We start from the raw sequence: 21,735 nt of genomic DNA, 5'->3' as shown, positions 1-21,735 counted from the left end.
TCCATCTGTCTAATGGTAGATCAGGAAATGATCCTGTACTTCCACATAGCAGATTTTTGATTCATCCAGTTTCCTTCTTCCACCCTTCTGATGAACTGTAATATATTTCTTCGCTTTTCTCTTTACCCTTGTCAGCGCGCGGTCAATCCTTTGTGAAAATGCAAAATATGAAATCGGCTTAAGTACATAATCCAGCGCATCCACCTTATACCCTTGAATAGCATACTGCGGCATATTTGTAATAAAAATAATCACAACCTCCGTATCCATTTCTCTGATCTTCTCCGCTGCCTTCATGCCGTCCATAAACGTCATTTCCACATCCATAAGAATGATATCAAACTCCGCAGAATAATCTGTCACAATATCCTCTCCGTCCTGAAACACTGTAACAGTCACCTTATGTCCTGTCTCACTTTCATACCTGACAAGATATTCTTTCAATTGTGCAGCATAAGTTTTGTCATCTTCTACGATTGCAATATGTAACATAGCATTCTCCGCCTTTTCTTAATATTAGCTTAGGAAAAAAATTATCGGTTGTCAAGCATTATCCGCGTACTGTAAAAGTTCAGATAAAAAAAGAATCCGCCCTTTCACTGTAGGTGAATTTAAAATAGGTCGGATTCAGTTGCCAAGCATGCGATAAAACAGTCCGCTGGACTGTTTTGAGTGACTATAAAGCCGAAAGGCTGGATAGTTACGGCGGACTTCCCGGCCGCTGCCGGGATAGACCGCCTGTCTTTTTATAAAAAATCTTTTACTCTTCGTCCTTTACTACTTTAAAGAAAGAACCTGCAATATTCAAAATAACTGCTGTAAGACAACAAACCATCCCTACAATCGCACTGGAAAGATCCGCCATTGTCTGCGCATTTCTTTCAAATGATAAAATTGTTGCAACACTATTCACACGGGCGCTGGCAAACAATGCAAATGCCACCATTAAAAGCACTCCGTTTACAAGTGGTATCATATCCATCACGGGATTTACTCCCATTTTAGTGTACCCAACGATATATACAATTTCTAGGACAATAGCTGCAGTAAGTAAAACAATAATAATGGTATTCATTCCTAAATTACGAAAATAATCCGTATTACAGTTAATCATATAAAATACCATTCCAGCAAGCGCCGCAATCACCGTAAGTACCATAAAGTAAAAACCTGCCGACTGTTTTTTGATAAAACCCATTATCACATACCTCCCTGTTTATTTTTCTTCATGCCTTTAAAGTACATTGCCAACGCTGCCAGAGTAAGTACCGAAAACGCTGCTGCTGTCCCTGTCAATGCATTATCATACCATGTTCTCACGTCTTCGATATGTGAGGTTTGATTCAGCCCGTCCATTGCGTTGGAATTTGCAAGTGCATAATTCTGCCATGTCATGACATTTTTCAAATCCTTCATCAATTCTGCATCCTTGCTTACATTTTCTGTTGTCCAGTAATCCCATTTTGTGCTGACCGCCTCCATCGTGCTGTCGCCTGTGTTACATGTCATTGTTACTCCGCAGTGAACCGCTTCTTTTAGTACGGAATAGTTTGCATCCTGGATAAAATCTTCACTCATCAGTCCCTTGAATCCCCATTCACCGCGCAGGATATTCATAAGCAGTCCGTAATGCGCATTTCCTGCTGTACATCCTATTCTGTTAAATGTTGTCATCATTGCGAGAGTCTCCGCATCCTCTACAGCCGCCTGAGTTCCCCGAAGTTCATTTTCACGGGCTTTCTGCTCCGTCATAAATGTTGCGATACCGGAACGGTTAATCTCTGTATCATTAAACGCAAAATGCTTCGGCGCGATCAGTACTCCATATTCTTTTCCTGCCGCAATGTAACTTGCTGCCTGATAAGCTGTCAGAACCGCATCTTCTGAATAGTACTCGTGGTTACGTGCATTGTACGGTGTACGGTGGAGGTTCGTTCCTGCTCCCCAGAAGATTGGAAGATTAGACCAAATAGAATAATTTCCAACCACATTTCCGAATTCTGCTGCCAGTTCCTTACTGAATGTCTGTGCAATTACAGTTTCGTTACACATCGTTCCAAATTTGTAATTTAAGTTTTTGTCGTTTGCATCTGTCACATACGGATCCGCCGAACTTGTATCCTTATTTGCATACTGTCCCAGTGTATAGGAGTTAATTCCATTTGGTCCATCATTCTGTACTGCTTCCGGTGAGGAAATTGATTCGATCGGCTTTGTACTTGTTCCGCCAAATCCAGTACGGATCATACATTCTTCCAAAGTAATCTGATCCATCAATTCTGCCCATTTTTCATCTTCAATATCCACCGTACCTTTCAAATCTGCCAATACCAATCCGTTATCAGCGCCAAAAGTTACCGCTTCACTGTCTCCCTGCTCTTTGATTTCATAAGTATCATTCTGCATCTCTGCAAGCATCTCATCCGTCGCAGTCAACTCCTTATACGTCACCGGGAAAGTTCCGCTCCAGTCATTTCTTGTCAGGTAAGTTACCGTCCCCGGTATATGCTCATTTAAATCCATATCCTGTAACTGGTTCTCTACTGCCGTTCCATTCTTTGTGTGTGCAAATGTTGTGGTATCCATTTTTGCAAGATTCCATGTCTTTACATTGGATTTATCCCCTGCCTCTGTCATTCCATCTGCCTCGCTGCAGCCCTGCGCTGCCAAAACGTTATTAACTGCCTCGTGGGAACCGTTTCCAACTGTAAAATAATATTCACCTGCGTCTAAAATATAATTACCCTTGGTATCTGCTTCATTAGCTGCCGTACTGTCCCAGCTCGCCATGTCCTGGGCATCTGCTGTAACCGTTACAGTTACAGACTCTCCCGGCGCAAGCTCTTCTGTCTTCTCATAAGCAAGCAGCTGAACCGCTGATTTCTCTACTAAATGCTCTCTGTCATAATCTGTATATGGTACAGATGTATATAGCTGTACAACGTCCTTGCCTGCCACATCACCTGTATTAGTCACTGTCACTTCTGCCGTTACAGTTTTTTCCTCAAGATCAACCTTCAGACTGTCCAGTCTCTGATCAAATGTTGTATAAGACAATCCAAATCCAAACGGATAAGACACTTCATTATCGTACCTCCACGCTCCGCCGGCAGAACTTCCTGCATCATCGGCTGCATTCCCCTGACCAAGTACGGTATCCGCATAGCGTGTCTCATAATATTTATAACCTGTATAAATACTTTCAGCTTCTACAATCTCTGAGTTGATTGAATACGCTGGATCTGCATTTACCCATGCATAATTCCCATAGTTCTGGGCTGCCGGAGAAGCAGAATTATCAACGGCATAAGTATCTGAGAGATGTCCCGATGGATTTGCTTCTCCGCTTAATACATCTGCAACTCCATAGAATCCATATCCTCCCGGAAGTCCGATTTCTAAAAGAGCATCCACGCCTGTATTATGCTTAATCTCATCAATCTCCATTGCACTTGCATTATTCAATAAGACAATAACTTTACCGCCATTCTTTTCCTTTGCCTGTACAGCTGCCTCAATTGTTGCGCGCTCTGTATCTGACAATCCAAGCGGATCCGCCTGATTCAAATGCTGTTCCGGGTTCACGCCCGCTTCACCCGGTGTATAATTTGCATTTTCTCCCGCTGCACGCGCAATAGTCACAATCAATATGTTATAATCATTCATGCTGTCTTTCCAGGTTGGCTCTGCTGCATCCAGTGCTGCCTGTGTTGGCTCTAAGCTTGTAAATGTTCCGTCAATAGATGGTGCTGTGGCGCGGTAATATGTTGTTACCCCCCACGGAAGAACTGCTTCAGACTTAAATTCTTCTTTCATATTTTGATACATGTCCATAACGGTTGGATTCAAAGTATACCCCTTCGCCTCAAATGCCTGTACCATATCTACCGTATCTGCGTCTGTACCTCTGTTCTCTGCAAGTGAACTTCCAAAATCACCGCCCTGTACCGGATAATAACTGGAGAATCCCAAAAAGGTAACTTTCTGTGTCTCATCCTCAGAAAGCGGCAGCGCATGATTGCTATTCTTCAGAAGTACGGTTCCTTCTTCATTCATGCGTTCTCCGAGATCTTCAATTGCATCCAGAAGTTCTGTTGTGCTGCCATAATCAGACTTATATGTATAGTCATCTTCTGTCTGATTCTCTGTAATCATTTTTGTACTCTGTGTGCCAAGAAATTTGTCAATGTCAGTACGGAATGTGTCAATGATCATTGATGCTGACATCGTCAGCGCCAACAGTGATGTTCCCGTTGTAGCTGCGCCCCGCCATACACGGCGCTTTGTTTTCTTCTCTTTCATAGTGACCTCCTTTAGATTGTTTCATCTATTTCCCCAGCCTTTCCAGCTGAAAGATTCCTCATTTATTTCCCCACGTCTGCCGCACGGGTTCTGCTTTCAATTTCCTTCTGCTCTTCCTTCAGATTATCCTCTACATGGAAGAATAAATACAGCAGGACTGCGCAAACAGCATAAGCTGCTGTTTCAATCCAGATATAACTGATGGAAATCCCCATTCTCGCCAATGCACTCTGCACGTTATCTCCCACGATCAGCTGCTGATCATACCCCGACACATTCAGAACCGCAGAAAATACTGCATTCATAATTGGGGATGCAGCCACCATAAGAGAGCTGTAAATCGACATGGTCAGTCCATCTGTCCGCAGTCCGGTTTTCCATTCGATGTGATCTATTACATCTGCCAGCATCGCAAGAATCATATAGCATGCCGGAGCAGAGCCCAGACATTTCAACGCAACACCGACAGCTACCGGGATAATATGACTTCCGCCCACGCCTGCGATCACGCCTCCGGCAACTCCAAGCATCAAAAATACACTGACTGTCAGACGTTTGCCGAATTTCTGACATAACGGATTGACAAAGACCATCGCTGCAGCCATGGGAACAGCACCCATGACCGCCAGTATGGACTGGTAGGTTCCCCATGCATCTGCACCCAGGGCCGAATTGTCCAATACCCACTTGCAGAAATAAGACATAGAACCATTTTTAATGGCGCCTGAGAACTGGAATACCATGTAGAACACCATCACGACCCACCACCATTTTTCTGATGCTACTGCTTTGAACTGTGTTCCCATGGAAACGGTTTTTGTTCTCTGTTCCCCATCTGTATCTTCCTTTTTCTCCAGAAGTTCTTCCGTAACACGCTCTCTGCTGAACTTGTACTGCAGAAATACAGTCAACACTGTCAGGATTCCCACCGCCAGCATCGCCATAAACCACAGCCCTTGATTTTCTTTTAAGGCAAATGACACCAGTATCGGAAACACCATGGATCCCGCTCCCATCGCTGCCAGTCCTGCGATATTTGTAAATGATGCCAATTTTCCCCGCATGTCGGAATTTCTCGTAGACACAGCTACCAGAGTAGAATTAGCGGTATTATAAATCGGGTATGCAACAGAATAAAACAGGTTGTAAGCAACTACAATCCACACCATTTTCAGAGTACCTTCAAAAGGCACAATAAACATCAATACCGATGCCGCTGACAAAGTCAGCGCTGATAAAAGAATCCATGGTCTTGCCTTGCCCGCCATTACCTTTGTTCTCTCAATCAATTGCCCGACTACAAGATTTGCGATTACGATCAAAATCGTAGAAGCAAGCTGTAATGTGGTTAAAAACGTCAAATTCAATTTTAAAACATCCGTAAAATAGGTGTTCAGAATACTGGTGAAAATCCCTGATGAGAGGAGACCGCCAACGGGTCCGATAAAATACCCCAACAGCATCTCCGGCATTCGTACATCTTTTTCTTTGATCATCGAAGATGTCAGTGGTGTATTCCAAAAGTTTGATTGTGCTTTCTGATTCATTCCCTTTTCTCTCTTTCTTTTTCATCTTTATCTAAATAATCGCTTTTCGGATACAGACAGCTCACACTGTATTTTCCACTTCCATATTCCATCTGACTTCCATCTGGCAGTTTAACCATGCAGACAGTAGAACAGGGAATTTCAATTTCCAGATAAAATCTGTCATTCTCTATCCGCCATTGTGATACAATCTTTCCATAAGGTGTATCCGTAGTTCCTTTTGCCCACGTTAATCCTCCGCCTGCAAAAGGTCTTATCTGAAACCTTTTGTACCCTGGTTCAATTGCTTCAATTCCCGCAATCCTCCGGTAAAGAAACGCTCCTACTGCACCAGATGCATAATGATTATAGGAAATCATCATATCAGTACCGTCATTGCCAATCGGACATTCACCATTTTCATCCAATCCAGCCCAACGTTCCCAGATCGTTGTTGCTCCAGATTTTACTTCATACAGCCATGACGGACATTTTGTATTCATCAACATTTTAAATGCCGCTTTCGCCTCTCCATTATCCGCAAGTGCAAAAAGAATGTATGGGGTTCCTGGAAATCCTGTACCTATACAGTAATCCGATTTCTCCAGAAGCTTTACCAGATTGGCAGCTGCCTTTTTCCGTGTTTCTCCGGAAAACATCTGAAACTGAAGCGGAAGTACATATCCTGTCTGAAACTCTCGCTTCAGCCTGCCATTTCCATCCGTAAAGACAGAAATATATGCATCCGCTGTCTTCTCTGCAAGATTTTTAAAATATTGTGCATCCTTTTCTTCTCCCAATATCTCTGCCACAAGCCCTGTAATTCTGCTTGTATTATGCAGACTGGCTGTCGCAGTCCATTTACTCCGACCCTGCCATTGGGACATTTTCGGAACATCCGGCGCTACCCAGTCACCAAAGTGAAGTACTGACGGCGTATGCCAGATATATCTGTGTTTTCCAACTCCAAATCCTGCCCAGAAACGGCATGCCCTGACATATCTCTTCATAGTCGGATACATTTCTTTTAATATCTGTGTATCTCCTCTTGTAATATATTGTTCCCACGGGACAAGTACACAGGCATCTCCCCACCAGTCAATCGCCATGGCCGGCATCGTTGCCGGGAATCCATACCCTTGGGCGGGAACTGTATTAGGAATCCCACCGCCTGGCAGCTGTTCTTCCTTCACGTCCAACAGCCATTTCTCTATAAATCTGCTGATATCAAAGTTAAAGTTTGCTGTCGGCGCAAACACGGCGATATCTCCCGTCCACCCCATACGTTCATCACGCTGGGGACAGTCTGTCGGAATATCTACGAAATTAGACTTGCTGCTCCACTCTATGTTCTTTTGCAGACGATTCAAAAGCCCGTCCGAACAATTAAATTCTCCAATCTGCTGTACATCCGAGTATAGGGCAAGCGCCGAGACTTCAATTTCTTTTTCCTCAATTCCTTTGATACCTGCATAACGGAATCCCATATATGTCAGCTTCGGGCTGTACTCCTGTTCGCCATCCCGGCAAATGTAAGTAGCTGTTGCTTTTGCAGACCTTAAAAATGTAATATTAAGGCTGCCGTCCTGATTCAGAATTTCCGCATGCCGTACAGTAACCGTCTGTCCTTTTTTTCCCCGAATCTTTAACTTAATAACACCTGCAAAATTCTGTCCGAAGTCATAGACCAGTGTACCATCATCCAGCCGGCTGCAGCCCAACGGCCTCATTTCCTCATGTGCCTTTACAGGAGCGCCGTAATCTGCGATCAGATTTGGGACAAATCTCAGCTGCTCTGCCGCGGCATGCCTCCATTGAATCTGCTCCATGTCTATAGTCGCGTCAAATGTTTCTCCGTCATAGAAATCCGCCATACGGTACGGACCTTCTTCTGTCACTTCCCATTCCCCGTCAGTTCCGATAATTTCTTCAGAGCCATCTGCGTAGACAATACGAATTTCCATCAGCAGTGCCTGCCGGTCTCCATCAAAACGATTCCCCCTCGTAAACACAAAGGAACCTACTGCCCATCCTCCTGCAACTACAGCGCTAAGCACTGCTTCACTGCCTGTCAGAAGATTGGAAACATCATACACCTGATACTGCATTTCATGTTTATAAGAGGTAAAGCCCGGCGCAAAATATCTGTCGCCGACTTTTCTGCCGTCTATATCCAATTCATAGATTCCAAGAGCCGTCGCATAGATCTTTGCCGATACTACATTTCCTTTCAAGGCAATTTTGCGGCGGAACAATATTGGTATCGGAGATATTTTTTTTTCTGTAAATTCGTAAGCCGAATCACTGATCCACTGTGCCTGCCAAGGTGTTTTCATTCGACCTGTCTCAAATTCTGCCGATGCCTCTGCAGTTTCTCCCGCATCATCCACTGCCTGTACATGAACCTGATATCTCGTAAAGGGAATCAGCTTCTGCCCATTATAAGGTACAAGCACCTGTTGGTCTGTCTCTGTTGACCAGTCCCCAATCTGAATTCTGGCACGTTTTAATGATACATTCTGTCTGTTACTGTTAATACGGAAAGATACCCTCGGCTGTTCTCTGTCGGTCACACACCCCTCCGTCAAATGTTCTACCGTCAGCTTGCTGATTTCCAGCATATTTCTTTCCTCCTCTTTTCTCTCGTTGGTCTTATGTTAGCATCTTACATTTAAAAGAAACCAAAAAATACGCAAATGGCTGCAATTCTAACGCAATCTGCATATACCCAGTCTTTTCTTCACTCTTTTTCCAACGGAATCTCCACAATAGCCCTATGTTTACCGTCTGACACTTCCAGATGAACCGGTCCGGCGCCCTCCGCCTGCACAACTGCAAGCGCCTCGCCCCAATAAGTATCCGTCCTGTCTTCGCAATAACCGATTTTATTATAAGGACAGCCGTTCCCAAGACCCAACAGTCTGCCGCCGCTTACCCTCACCTGTAGAATTCCCCGCTCAAGCGGTTTTATAATTCCATCACGGTCTGTATATTGTAAACGTATAAAGCTTAGACCGCCTGCTTTTACTGTCATTTCCTCTGCTTTTGCACAAAGCCCGGTTTCTTCCTTTGCTGTATGAAGAGTGCTTTCTGCCATTACATTTTCGTCTGCATCATAAGCGATCGCTTTCAAAACTCCTGGTTCATACACCGTTTGAAACATTGTATGACATGTGTTTTTCAGAGCCTTGCTTCCCACTTTTTTTTCATTCAGATAAAGGTCGACTCTCGCCGCTCTTGCATAAACTTCCACAATTGCTTTGTTTCCGTCACAGCCGTTCCAAGACCAGGATTCCACTGCGTTAGTCATCTTCCATGCGGACGGCGAATGCTTCTCTCCTGTATGGTTGACCGGACGCACGGCAATCACTGGTTTATCTGCCAGTTCAAATGCCGTCTTTGTATAGCCTGCCTCTGCCAATGGTTTTCCTGTCAGATCAATCCGCCCGCTCCCGGCAGTCATCCACCCTAGTCCGTGAGAAAAATCCGGGGCATAATCCTTATACTCCCAAGCCCCAACTCCGACCTCTCCCAGATAGTCCATACCTGCCCATACAAAATCTCCGATAATCCGCGGATGTTTTTTTGCCAGTTCCCAGAATCTATATGCATCATCACAAAATGTCTCACTCCCAAGAATCAGACGTTTTGGATATTTCTTCAAATCATGCTCATATCTGTCGATCCCATAGTTATACCCTGCAATATCCATATTCGCAAAAGCTTCTCTCGTCTTAACGTCACAGCCGTAAAACGTAGCTCCTGTTTTCATGAATCCACTTCCCATCAGACCCGCCAGATCATTGAAAAATTGGCTTCCAACAGCTTTCTTTTTTGGGCTTTTCTTCGTCTTTTCCGCCTTTTTTACTTCCTTTTTCGCTTTTTTATCGCTGTATACTCCAAGACCGACAGAACTCAAAAAATTGAAAAAGATATTGATTCCACAAGAAACCGGTCTGGAGTTATCTAAACTATGAAGATACTCCGTCATTTTCCTGGTCAGGCGGATACCCTTAGGCTGTGCTGTTTCTGACACTTCATTCCCTGTCGAATATAAAATGACCGATGGATGATTAAAATCCTTCGCTACCATATCTCTCAGATCCTGACGCCACCACGCTTTGAAATAATTTACATAATCATACTCTGTTTTGTGAATATACCATACGTCTACAAACTCATCCATAACCAGCATTCCCTGTCGGTCGCAGGCATTAAGAAGCGCCTTTGAACATGGATTGTGTGCAGAACGAATTGCATTATATCCATTTTCCTTCAATATCCGTACTTTCCGCTCCTCCGCATCTGCATAACAACAGGCTCCCAGAATCCCATTGTCGTGATGGACACAGGCTCCCCGGAGAATAACACGTTCCCCGTTCATGCAAAGCCCTTTCTCAGTGTCCCATGTAAGTGTACGGATTCCAAAGGTCACCGTCTGTTCATCTGCTTCCTTGCTAATATTTTCCTCCAAACCAGAAATCCTTGCTGGTTCTTCACAGCTTATATATCTCACTTTCATACAATAGAGATTCGGTTCTTCAACACTCCACAGCTTACCTTCCGGAATCTCAACCTTCACAAAAGCGCGTCCGTCTGTATCCACACTTTTTGTTATAACTGTTGTCTGTATCTGCCTCTGCTTCTGATCCGAACAAAGCTCCTGTACTTCCAGGTTCAATACCCCCGCCCCCGTTGTCTGTATTTCTGCTTCCACGATAGCAGGCGCAATACCGACTGTTTTTACCCGGATACCATTTCTCTTAATATGCTGCTTCGGGCATACCTGCATCCACACCGGACGGTAAATTCCGGCACCCGAATACCAACGGCTGTTAGGCTGGTCCGCATTATGGGCAATCACACAAATCTGATTGGTTTCCCCATATTTTAAAAATTCAGATGCATCCGCATGAAAAACAGAATATCCATAAGGACGATATGCCGCCTTTTTACTATTGATATAAACTTGTGCATTATGATAAATCCCTTCAAATTCAAAGCTTACACATTTATCTTTATATTCTTTTGGAACATAAAACTCTTTTTCATAAATATAATCATAGCCTTCAAACCACCCTGTATTAATACCGCCTGCGCTGTCTGTAGTTCTCCGCTCTGATATCATCGCATCATGAGGTATGGTCACATCTTTCCATGGCTCATGATGTCCTTTCCGGCGATATTTCCAACCACTGTTAAAATCTATCACTTCCATATTGCTCTCCTTCTAATTCTCTGGATTTTTTCCTCTGCGTTTACATTCCCCGCTATTTTCATTTAGCATAAATATAACATGCTTTATCCTCCAAAAAGAAAGACAGACGCGAACGGTTTATATTTTAACGCAAAAAGAGACCTGACAGTCTCACACTCTCCGGTCTCTCATATTTTGTCACTATTCCGCCTTTCGGCTGAACTGTTACCCATATTTTACTTATATAGCATTTTTTGTATGGATTCCGACTCCAGATTTTCCTTCGTCACCCATGTATAACCTGTCGTAACTACGGCTTCATTGCCCGCCTCAAGCACAGTTCTTGCCGCAGCGATCACAGATGCATATCCTATGGCAAATGGGTTCTGCACTACCAGACCTGCGATTTCCCCATCCCTCAAAGCCTGAAGCTGCTCCTCACCAGCATCAAATCCCATAACCATAATATCTTTCTTTTCCTTCGCTTCCTTCAGCACAGATACAGCAAGCTGTGTTGTCAGATCATTCGTACCGAAAATCCCCTTCACCTCCGGATATTTCTCCAGATAATGAAGAATGACTTCCTCATCTGACATTTTCTCAGCTGCGGACAAACGTTCTTCTTCCTGGAGCTCCGGCTGCGTTTCTTCCACGATTGATTTCTTTAATTCATCCATCTTGTCAAAGTAAATAGTCTCGGCAATCTTAACTTCCGGATAATTTTCCTGTATCTCTGCCTGAAAACTCACCGTGCGTTCTTTTGCTGTCTCTGACTTGGAATCATGTACAAGTAACAGAACACTGCCCTCTCTCTCCATCGCATCTGCCAGCTTATAAGCTCCTGTCTTTGCGGCATCCTGATTGTCCGTTTTCACCGTACACTGAATGCCCGGATAATTATTCCCGGAATCCAGCGCGATCACTGGTATCCCATTTTCCGTCGCCAGATCGAACTGTACCGTACAGGCGTCCTCATCAATACTTGAAATCCCGATCACATCTGGATAACGTGCCAGTTCCTCGTCCAGAATATTGACCTGCTCATCTATATCCCCGCTCTTTGCAGGCGCATTGTAAACCACCTTAATTTTATCACCGCCGGTATATCCCAGCTCCTCATTCAAATCCTCTGCAGCCTGCATAGCCCCCTTCTCCACATTCTTCCAAAAAGCTGCCGTCTCATCCTTTCCAATAATAGAGATATATGTTCCCGGCTCCAGATTCAGCCCCCGCACCTCACTATATGCTGTCGGTGATATCTCATTCAGATTTGTCTGATATGCCGGTTCTTCTGTTGTATCTCCCGTAAATGTCGGCTTTTTTTCTTCCTCTGCGCACCCCGCAGCTGCAAATATCATTGCCGCCGCCATAACCGGCGCCAATAATTTATTACTCCGAAAAAATCTCATAATTCTCCCTCGCTTTATATCTTTGATACTCCCCAGTGTTACTTACATGTTCTTTATATTACCACATTTCTCTTTATAAAAAAATGATGTATTTCTTAATTTTTTGTGTTCTTGTAAAAAACACAAAAGTTCTTGTATATTTTCTGCGTTTGTATTAAAATTAATGTAGCAATTTTAATTGCAATTTATAGAAGGAGGATACATACTATGGCACACGTAATTAGTGATGAATGTGTAAGCTGTGGTTCTTGCGAAAGCGAATGCCCGGTAGGAGCTATTGCAGAAGGCGATGGCAAATACGAAATCGATGCTGATGCTTGCATTGATTGTGGCGCATGTGAAGCTGCCTGCCCGACAGGAGCTATCTCCGCAGAGTAATTTTTTCAAGAATAAATCGCAAAGTGATCACAAGCAAAATACCGTTTCCCTGGTGGGTGCGGTATTTTTTTGTCTTTATTTGGCGAACGAATCTTAAAGAATTTCCGAATATCCTGTGATACAATATATTCAGACGAGGAGGTATTACATATGGGTGAGATTAGATATATGATTTCTGAAGCTGCCAAACGTGTTCATGTTGAATCTCATGTACTGCGTTATTGGGAAGAAGAACTGAACTTAACAATCAGCCGCACAGAAATGGGGCACCGATATTATACCGAAGATGACATACAGCTCTTTTGTTGTATCAGAAAACTTAAGAATGAAGGAATGCTTCTAAAAGATCTAAAACCGTTAATCCCAAAATTAAAAGAGACGCGGGACAAGCTCAATTCAGCTCAGACAGATGCCGCTGCAACAGAACAGGAAGCTTTAAAAGCCACTTCCGCCAACCAGGAAGCTCCAGATTCTGCTGTGATACAAAGCAAAGAAAACGATTCTCTTTCAAATTCTACCCTTGCTGAAGGTATTTTGGCTAACTGTCCTTCTGCTGAATTTTCTGCAGAAACTTCTGAATCGGCACAAGATACCGATGAGATCAAAAATGACGTAAAGAACACACCGGTAACTGTTTCAGCGGATTCCAAAAGTACCGCTCTTGCTCCAACAGAAGCAGAGGTTATTCCAATCACCCAGTTAGAGCAAGTACGCGGTTTAATTGGGGATGTGCTCAATGAAGTCGTAACAAATAACAATGCCGCTCTGGAGCAGTCCATCAGCTCCAAAGTAACCAAAGACGTGATTCGTGAAATGGATTTTCTCTTCCAGGCAAAAGAACGTCAAGAAGAAGAGCATTACCGCAAATTAGACTGCCTGATCCGTCAGCAGCAGGCAACCCGCAGAGAACTGGCAGAAAAGGATACCGCTTTTGGAAAACTGAAAAAAATGCTTACATAGCGGCATTTCCCACAGGCTCTACACTCGCCGTGAAATGCGTAAACTCAAAATGAGAAGTAGAATGTTTTCCTTACACGAACATCCTCTTCTCATTTTTGTTAACTCTTTTTATGTTCTTCCCATGCTTCCTCAAGCACTTCTGCATTCTTTAATAGTTCTGCAGCTCCCAGCGCCATACACTCTGCCGCATAGAACATCGCCTTACTTCCGATACTCATACCAACCTGTGCAGTCGCCGCCCAATGATGCAGCGCCGTACCCCTGCACATTGCCGCCGCACTTAGCATTATGGTCGGTACTGTATGGCTCATATCCGACACATCGGTTCCGATCGCAAGCGGCACCGGTTCATCTTCTAATGGTTCCAGACCTTTAAAATAAATACCGTCATTATTAAGTCCCGCCGCCTCTGTGATCGCCCTCGCATATTCCACTTCTTCTTGTGTATGCTCCGGCGCCGGAACCTGCTCCATCGCCTGATAGAAAACCTCTGCAAGCGTTCTGTTGACCTTCATTTCCTTATGCCGGATCACCGTTTCTATTTCAACGCTTGTTCCTGTCATCAGAGCCGCACCGCGGGCGCAATTGTCCACCCGCTCAGACGCATCCTGTGTCCGTTTCCATTCTGTGGAACGAATATAATAATTGGTAGATGCATAAGCCGGTACAATATTAGCCGGACCGTCTGTATTGGTGTATGTATAATGCATGCGCACATCATCTGCTACATGCTCCCGCAGGTAATTCACACCTACATTCATCAGCTCTGCCGCATCCAATGCGCTTCGCCCCATCTCGGGACTCCTGGATGCATGAGCAGTCTTACCGTAAAACTTATAATTCTTCACTTCCTGTGCCTGCCAGATATCGAAACTGACCCTGTTCCGGTCAAACGGATGCCATGTGATTGCTGTTGACAGATCATCAAATACGCCGTCTTCATTCATTTTAATCTTGCCAATAACGGTTTCCTCCGCCGGACACCCATATACCCGAACTGTTCCGAGAATCTGCTCTGTTTCCATCCATGCCTTTAATGCACAAGCTGCTCCTGCACATGCTGTTCCCAGAAGATTATGTCCGCAGCCATGCCCCGGTCCTTTGGTTGGCTTCTCTTTACTGCATAATTCCTGCCCCAATCCCGGCAAAGCATCATATTCTGCCAGAAACCCCAGAATCGGCTGTCCCATTCCCCACTCTGCCGCAAAAGCAGTCTCGAATCCGGAGATTCCCCATGTAATGATAAAACCGTTCCTCTCCAGAAATTCCGCCAGACAGCGGGAGGATTCCTTCTCATCCAGGGAAAGCTCCGGGTGATGAAAAATAAAATCTGCCGTTTCCTGCATGGATAGCCGGTTTTCCTCAAACCATTGCTGTATAATTTCATTTCTCTGTAAATTATTTTCCGTAATCATCTCCTGCCAATCAGCCTTCCCTAAAATTCTATCAGGTTCTCATAGCTCCGTCTACAGAAAGGATCTCTCCTGTTACATAGCTTGCCATATCACTTGCAAGGAAAAGGAATGCGTTGGCAATATCTTCCGGTTCACCAATTCTGCGGATCGGTATATTTGCGATCAATGGCTGAATCATCTGCTCCGGAAGAGCTGCAACCATATCTGTTTTCGTAATTCCAGGCGCTACAGCATTTACACGGATGTTGCTTGGTCCCAATTCTCTTGCAAGAGACCATGTTAATCCATTTACAGCATACTTACTGGTCGGATATCCGCAGCCGCTCTGCTGTCCGCAAATACTTACCATAGAGCTTGTATTCAGAATACATCCGCCGCCTTGTTCTCTCATAATCTTCACCGCCGGCTGTACCGCATTGAAGATCGCAGTTACATTCAGCTTCATAATCTTCTCAAAGTCTTCTGGATTATAGTCCTCTATCTTTGTGCTCTGGGAAATACCTGCATTATTTACCAGAATATCAACCCTGCCGAATTTCTCTTTTACCGCTTCGATCGCCCCAGCAACTGCTTTCGCATCTGTCAGATCTGGATATGCACCGTCTACTGCCCAATCCGCATTCTCCTCTTTGAGGGAAGCAAGAGCCTTGTCCACAGTTTCCTTGCGGGAACCAAACAGAACTACTTTCGCTCCGTTCTCCAGATATTTCTTTACAATAGCATAGCCAATTCCCCTTGTTCCGCCGGTTACAACCGCTACTTTGTCTTTTAATAACATACAATATCCTCCTCTTCATTCACTGCAGATTATGTGCAGTTTTATTGACCTAGAACATATCATACTTTATTTCTTGTAAAATTGCTATAAAAACCAAATAACTTTCTGTATTTTTTTGTGGATTTTGTAATTATGAATCCCAAAGGCTGAATAAGTTACTGTGCACAATGATGGCCGCCTTCCTGGTCATGATGCTCATGATGGCTGCATACCGTATCTGGATCATAATTCAGAGTTCCAGCAATAAAGGACGCAACCTGATCGTCTGCATCTCCATGGGCTCCTGGATACAACTCAATTCCCGCCTCTGCCAGTGCATTTCTTGCACCTCCGCCGATACCTCCGCAAATCAATACATCCACACCGCCGTTAAACAAAAATCCCGCCAATGCGCCATGTCCCTGTCCGTTGGTATCTACAATTTCAGACTTCATGATCTTGCCGTCCTCAACTTCATATACCTTAAACTGCTCCGTATGTCCAAAATGCTGAAATACCTGTCCGTTTTCATAAGTTACTGCAATCTTCATAATTCTTCTCTCCTTATTCATACTGTTGGCTGCATATGCATCATATTCAGAAACTTTCCGGCTTCCGCTCTCCAAAGAACAAAACCCCTTGCCGGCACAGCCTTCCGTCAGCGGATCCCCTCCGCACAGGCGATAGTCGCCGCCCTCAACCTGAAGTGCCATACCCTCTACAAGAAACCTCGCCAGCTTCTTTCGCGCAGCCGCATAAACCGACTGCGCCGTTGCCCGGCTCACCTGCATCTGTATAGCGCATTCCTCCTGCGTAAACGCCATGTAGTCAATCAGACGGATACACTCGTATTCCTCCACCTTCATAACAATCCCGTGATTCTTCTCCCTTTCAGAGCAAAATCGTTGATTCTGCGGAAGCCTGCACACCCGCCGTTTTTTCTCTGTCCGTGCCATCTTGTCTCCCTTTCTTAATTGACATATGCTAACTATAAATACAGTTTACTCTCTTAATTGGCATATGTCAATTATTTCTCTTCCTTTTCCCTCTTCCAATACTCCTTCCACTGGAAATCACTCATTCCATCCACAAATCTTCTCTTCACCACCAAAAATTCCTCCAGCTCCGTCAAAATATGATACAAAATTGCCCGGCTCTCAAACTCTTCCCTTGTTACGGGAAGCTCTTCTTTCTCCAAATTTCCAAACAATTCAGAAAGCCGCTCCATCTGCTCTGCCGGAACATTAATTTCTACCACATAATCCATCATATATAAAATGTAATCTGCGACCACCGCTGCCTGCTTTGGCATGTGCCGCATTTTTTTCATTTTATAATGCAGATTATGCAATATATTCGTCTGTTTTGAGCGCATTTCAAAATACTCAATATAATACTGAGGATGCGACTGAAACGTATTATTTTGATAATCATAAGCACTTCCGATATATTTCTCTAAATCCCTTTCCAGTGCAATAATATCATCCCACACATTTCTCTGCATTTCCTTATTTGAAAGATAAGCCGCCATTTCACCCAAAATCATCTGCAGCCGCTGCTCTACATGTCGCATGCCGCTGATAATTTCTTCTTTGCTGTCCAGATTGTTATTGAACAGATTCAGAATCACCGCCATTGTAATTCCGATCAGCACCAGCATAAACTCATTCAGAATGAACTCCATGCTGAAATCCTTCTGCGTCAAAAAATGCATTGCAATCAGCGCATTTACAGAGATGGTTGCTTTCCACTCCATCCAGCCGCAGATAATCACCATCATAAATGTAAAGCAACCATATGCCAGCCACACACTGTTGGTGTTCAGAAAGAAGAGCCAGCAGAATGCAACCGTGATCACAAATGTGATCAGCCGATACAAAGACAACTTCACCGTCTCCCACTTTGTCGTCACAAGTGTCAAAAGTGTTACACTGCCCGCTGCAATATGTGATTCCAGATGCATCGCGTCTGCAATATAAATCGACAGACAGCTTCCAACCGCAATTTTCATCGCCCAAAGTACAAGCTGCTTTATTTCCTTTGAATCCTTCATCTGTTACCCTCTCATATTCCCAAAACTCAAAAATTATCTGCAAAAACTTTATTATAAAGTAAGAATAAAAAAGACGGGTATAAAATAGTTCCATCTTATACTCGTCTTTTCTCCATCACACTTTCTTACTGTTTCTTTATTTTGTTGGTCCTTCATACTCCCTGATGATCTGTCTTACCGGATAAATAAATGTCGGTGACACAGACAGTTCGTCTACACCCATTGCCATAAACCGATCTGTCAGTCCTGTATCTGCTCCAAGCTCTCCGCAGATGCCCGCCCAGATACCGGCTTTATGTGCATTATCCACAACCATTTCAATCATTCTGAGCACTGCTTCATGATGTGGATTATAGAACTCATCCAGCTTCGCATTCTGACGGTCGATAGCCAGCGTATACTGAGTCAGGTCATTTGTTCCTATACTAAAGAAATCAACCTCCTGTGCCAGCAGATCACTGATGATCACAGATGCCGGGGTCTCGATCATGATGCCTTGCTCTACTTCACCGTACTGAATGCCCGCTGCGTCAAGCTCTGCCTTAACTTCCGCCATAATTTCCTTGATCTTGCGAACCTCATCCACAGAAATGATCATTGGATACATTACCGCAATATTACCAAATGCACTTGCCCGCAGAATCGCACGGAGCTGTGTCTTGAAAATCTCCGGTCTTGTCAGGCAGATACGGATAGCACGAAGTCCCATTGCCGGATTCTCTTCCTTATCCAGATTGAAGTAGTCCACCTGTTTGTCTGCTCCGATATCCAGCGTACGGATAATAACCTTCTTACCCGCCATTGTTTCAGCAACCATCTTATATGCCTTGAATTGATCATCCTCTGTCGGGTAATCGCCGGACTCCAGGTATAAAAACTCACTTCTGAACAGACCGATCCCTCCCGCATCGTTCCCCATTGCTGCCGGAAGATCCGATACAGAACCGATATTTGCAAATAACTTGATCTCCTTGCCGCTCTTCGTCACTGTCGGCTTGCCCTTCTGCTCTGCAAGCAGCCTCCTGTGCTCTTCCTGCTCTGCCTTCTTCTCCTGATATTTCTCAAGCACCTCCGGTTCCGGATCGATGTAAAATTCTCCGCTGAATCCATCGATAATTCCCATCTTACCGTTCCATTCTTCTTTGATATCAATCTGGATCAAAGCCGGAATGTTCATCGTTCTTGCCAAAATGGCGGTATGAGAATTGGAAGAACCAAGCCTGGTCACAAACCCAAGCAGCTTACTCTTATCAAACTGAACCGTCTCACTCGGAGCCAGATCCTCTGCCACGATGATCGACGGTTCCTCCCAGCCTGACACTTCTCCTACACCCATCAGTACATTGATCACCCGTTCGGAAATATCCTTCATATCCACAGCTCTTGCCTGAAAATACTCATCTTCCATCGCTGCAAATATCTCTGCAAAATTATCGCCCGTAGTAGCTACGGCATACTCAGCATTTACCATCTGCGTTTCAATAATATTTTTTACAGAATCATTATAGTCATCATCTTCCAGCATCATCTGATGTACTTCAAAAATCTGCGCACCGGACTCTCCCACTTCCTTCAAAGCCTTCTCGTATAACTTCCCGAGCTGCTCTTGTGCCGTAACGATCGCAGCCTCATAACGTGCAATCTCTCCCGCAGTATCTTCAATCTTACTTCTTTTTACCTGATTCTGTTCCTTTGTAAAAAATATAATCGGTCCAATCGCAATTCCGCCGAAAATAGACTTTCCCTGAATTACCTGCATAGTTAGACCTCCTTACAGATTTTCTTTGAAAAATGTCTCCATCTCAGCAGCCACTGCGTCAGCATTGTCACCTTCTACTGTTACTTCAACTTCCATGCCCTTTTTAACACCCATACCCATAACTGCCATCAGTTTGCTTGCATCTGCACTCTTGCCGTTGCAGTTCAATGTAATCTTAGCTCCTGTTGCCTTAGCCTGCTTTGCAAGCAGTCCCGCCGGTCTTGCGTGAAGTCCTACCTCGTCTGTGATCACATAATTAAACTTTGCCATTGTTTCATCCTCCTCTAAAGATACTTATATTTTATCCTCAACACCGGAATGTTGAAAGACATTTTGGGGGAATCCCCCTAAAATCCATATAAATAATTTAACACATTTCCTACAAAATTTCTACCAAAAGCTATGTTTTTTACTTCTCCCTATACACTGCCCTCATCTGCTCTCCGTCATCTTCCACATGTATTTTGTCAAAGCTCTGGATATACTGTTTGAACTGAGAATAACCATAGTCTCTCACTTTAAAATCCCGGTATTTGCTCCGAATCCGGTTTCCCAGTGTTCCAAGGGAAATGCCCTGACTTCCGGCGCCTTTTACCTGACCGAAAATATATTCCTCCAGCATTTCCTTCCGGCTCTTATCCTCATACAACATCACTGTCACCTTTGTGCCGTCCTGCTTCATATATAACTTTGGAAATGTCTCCAGAAATTTAGATAAAAGACTGTAACCGTAGCGTCTCACATCAAAATCCGGATACAGCTTGACAAGACGGCTTCCCACCTCCCCCAGTCCGGTTTCTTTATCATTATTCTGATTTTCCGTAATAATCTTGACCACTGCTTCCTCGATCTGAGTTTTTGAGACTTCATGACCTCCATTACTGTTTTCTTCCAGCAATAATTCCAGCTCGGTAAAAATATCGCATGCCTTACGGAAAGGTCCTGGCGTCTTACTCTCTCCCATACCAATAACCTGTTTCCCACTCTCTCTCAAACGGCTTGCCAGTTTCGTAAAATCACTGTCACTGGACACCAGACAGAACCCTTCCAATTCACTTGTATAGAGCATGTCCATTGCATCAATGATCATAGCGGAATCCGTTGCGTTTTTTCCCTGCGTATAACTGAACTGCTGGATCGGCGTAATGCTGTTCTGCAGCAGTTCCTCTTTCCAGCTGGAATTGTAAGAACTTGTCCAGTCCCCGTAAATTCGTTTATAGGTCACATTTCCATATTTAGAAAGCTCGTCCAATATCGGCTTAATATATTTAGCAGATACATTATCCGCGTCAATTAACAATGCAAATCTGTCGTCCATGTTTTATATACCTCTCCCTTTAAATTTTTCCATTCAAACCGATGGACAAAACACCCTTTCGATGAATCTGACGACTCATTTCTTTCCACCTCAACCGTCATATAACTGTGCTCCGCGTTCTCCTTCGGAATTGACACAGACCCCGGATTCATATAAATATACTCTGCTCCTCCCTTAGCCGTACATTTCTCACAAGCCGGAATGTGCGTATGCCCGTTTAGCAATATATCCCCGCTTTTCAGCATCGGCGGGTTTTTTGGATTCTGCTTATGTCCATGCGCTGCATAGATTAACTGCCCATTGATCTCCAGCAGGCAGTATTCAGCCAGAATTGGAAATTCCAGCACCATCTGGTCCACCTCTGTATCACAATTGCCCCGCACACAAAGCAATACTTCCTTTCGTTCATTCAACATGGAAATCACTTCCCTCGGTGCATACTCCTTTGGCAGATCATTTCTCGGTCCGTGATACAGAATATCTCCAAGAATAATGAGCCTGTCCGCCTGTTCCCTGTCATAAGCCTTCAACATTTCCCGGCAGTAAAATGCCGAACCGTGAATGTCAGATGCAATCATATATTTCATAGTTTTTACCATTCCTTTCGCTTCGCTCAAGGCACAAACAAGTTATGAAAAATGTTGTGCCCCTCCTCTTTTTG

The 21,735-nt window shown here is 44.1% G+C and carries 17 protein-coding genes; 2 read left to right on the top strand and 15 right to left on the bottom strand.

The window, feature by feature from the left end:
• Nucleotides 1–9 precede the first annotated feature (9 nt).
• The 7 genes from NFS18_RS15955 to NFS18_RS15925 all read right to left on the bottom strand — a co-directional run bounded on the left by NFS18_RS15955 (nucleotide 10) and on the right by NFS18_RS15925 (nucleotide 12,434).
• The gene (locus NFS18_RS15955; protein WP_331477727.1) at nucleotides 10–492 is read right to left on the bottom strand and encodes a LytR/AlgR family response regulator transcription factor; all 483 of its coding nucleotides are present in this window, start codon (nucleotides 490–492) and stop codon (nucleotides 10–12) included.
• A 268-nt stretch (nucleotides 493–760) separates the two neighbouring features.
• A complete protein-coding gene (locus NFS18_RS15950) occupies nucleotides 761–1,198 on the bottom strand; it encodes a hypothetical protein (protein WP_251392111.1) in 438 nt (145 codons plus the stop codon).
• A gap of 2 nt (nucleotides 1,199–1,200) precedes the next feature.
• On the bottom strand, nucleotides 1,201–4,302 hold the full coding sequence (locus tag NFS18_RS15945; protein WP_251392109.1) for a beta-glucosidase: 3,102 nt from the start codon (nucleotides 4,300–4,302) through the stop codon (nucleotides 1,201–1,203).
• Between the two features lie 62 nt (nucleotides 4,303–4,364).
• Entirely contained in the window at nucleotides 4,365–5,849 is a 1,485-nt protein-coding gene (locus NFS18_RS15940; protein ID WP_251392107.1) for an MFS transporter, read from the bottom strand.
• Nucleotides 5,846–8,449: a family 78 glycoside hydrolase catalytic domain gene (locus tag NFS18_RS15935; RefSeq protein ID WP_251392105.1), complete on the bottom strand. Its 2,604-nt coding sequence runs from the start codon at nucleotides 8,447–8,449 to the stop codon at nucleotides 5,846–5,848. Before NFS18_RS15935 ends, NFS18_RS15940 begins: the two co-directional genes overlap by 4 nt.
• Nucleotides 8,450–8,568: 119 nt before the next feature.
• On the bottom strand, nucleotides 8,569–11,046 hold the full coding sequence (locus NFS18_RS15930; RefSeq protein ID WP_251392103.1) for a glycoside hydrolase family 2 TIM barrel-domain containing protein: 2,478 nt from the start codon (nucleotides 11,044–11,046) through the stop codon (nucleotides 8,569–8,571).
• Nucleotides 11,047–11,261: 215 nt separating this feature from the next.
• The gene (locus NFS18_RS15925) at nucleotides 11,262–12,434 is read right to left on the bottom strand and encodes a substrate-binding domain-containing protein (RefSeq protein WP_251392100.1); all 1,173 of its coding nucleotides are present in this window, start codon (nucleotides 12,432–12,434) and stop codon (nucleotides 11,262–11,264) included.
• Nucleotides 12,435–12,641: 207 nt separating this feature from the next.
• Here NFS18_RS15925 and NFS18_RS15920 point away from each other — a divergent pair, with 207 nt between their 5' ends.
• Nucleotides 12,642–12,812 (top strand): DUF362 domain-containing protein, encoded by a 171-nt coding sequence (locus NFS18_RS15920; protein WP_251392091.1) that lies wholly within the window; start codon nucleotides 12,642–12,644, stop codon nucleotides 12,810–12,812.
• 168 nt (nucleotides 12,813–12,980) lie between these two features.
• Nucleotides 12,981–13,772, top strand: coding sequence for a helix-turn-helix domain-containing protein (locus NFS18_RS15915; RefSeq protein WP_251392089.1), 792 nt, complete (start codon nucleotides 12,981–12,983; stop codon nucleotides 13,770–13,772).
• A 98-nt stretch (nucleotides 13,773–13,870) separates the two neighbouring features.
• Here NFS18_RS15915 and NFS18_RS15910 read toward each other — a convergent pair whose 3' ends face one another.
• The 8 genes from NFS18_RS15910 to yfcE form a co-directional block, all read right to left on the bottom strand.
• Nucleotides 13,871–15,187 carry an amidohydrolase gene (locus tag NFS18_RS15910; RefSeq protein WP_251392087.1) on the bottom strand — a complete coding sequence of 439 codons (1,317 nt, stop codon included), beginning with the start codon at nucleotides 15,185–15,187 and terminating at the stop codon, nucleotides 13,871–13,873.
• Between the two features lie 31 nt (nucleotides 15,188–15,218).
• Nucleotides 15,219–15,965 carry an SDR family NAD(P)-dependent oxidoreductase gene (locus NFS18_RS15905; RefSeq protein WP_251392085.1) on the bottom strand — a complete coding sequence of 249 codons (747 nt, stop codon included), beginning with the start codon at nucleotides 15,963–15,965 and terminating at the stop codon, nucleotides 15,219–15,221.
• 155 nt (nucleotides 15,966–16,120) lie between these two features.
• The gene (locus NFS18_RS15900; RefSeq protein ID WP_251392083.1) at nucleotides 16,121–16,900 is read right to left on the bottom strand and encodes a NifB/NifX family molybdenum-iron cluster-binding protein; all 780 of its coding nucleotides are present in this window, start codon (nucleotides 16,898–16,900) and stop codon (nucleotides 16,121–16,123) included.
• 71 nt (nucleotides 16,901–16,971) lie between these two features.
• Nucleotides 16,972–17,997 (bottom strand): aromatic acid exporter family protein, encoded by a 1,026-nt coding sequence (locus NFS18_RS15895; protein WP_251392081.1) that lies wholly within the window; start codon nucleotides 17,995–17,997, stop codon nucleotides 16,972–16,974.
• Nucleotides 17,998–18,133: 136 nt separating this feature from the next.
• Nucleotides 18,134–19,756 (bottom strand): phosphoenolpyruvate--protein phosphotransferase, encoded by a 1,623-nt coding sequence (gene ptsP / locus NFS18_RS15890; RefSeq protein ID WP_251392079.1) that lies wholly within the window; start codon nucleotides 19,754–19,756, stop codon nucleotides 18,134–18,136.
• Nucleotides 19,757–19,768: 12 nt separating this feature from the next.
• Nucleotides 19,769–20,026, bottom strand: a complete 258-nt coding sequence (locus NFS18_RS15885; RefSeq protein WP_251392070.1) for an HPr family phosphocarrier protein — start codon at nucleotides 20,024–20,026, stop codon at nucleotides 19,769–19,771.
• Nucleotides 20,027–20,165: 139 nt separating this feature from the next.
• Complete coding sequence (locus NFS18_RS15880) at nucleotides 20,166–21,074, bottom strand: NYN domain-containing protein (protein ID WP_251392067.1); 909 nt, start codon at nucleotides 21,072–21,074, stop codon at nucleotides 20,166–20,168.
• The gene (gene yfcE / locus NFS18_RS15875) at nucleotides 21,050–21,661 is read right to left on the bottom strand and encodes a phosphodiesterase (RefSeq protein ID WP_251392065.1); all 612 of its coding nucleotides are present in this window, start codon (nucleotides 21,659–21,661) and stop codon (nucleotides 21,050–21,052) included. The genes NFS18_RS15880 and yfcE overlap by 25 nt, the downstream gene beginning before the upstream one ends.
• Nucleotides 21,662–21,735: the final 74 nt, after the last annotated feature.

This window comes from Mediterraneibacter agrestimuris, from assembly GCF_943193195.1.
Lineage (GTDB): Bacteria > Bacillota > Clostridia > Lachnospirales > Lachnospiraceae > Schaedlerella > Schaedlerella agrestimuris.
This window is presented reverse-complemented; position numbering and strand designations above follow the sequence as displayed.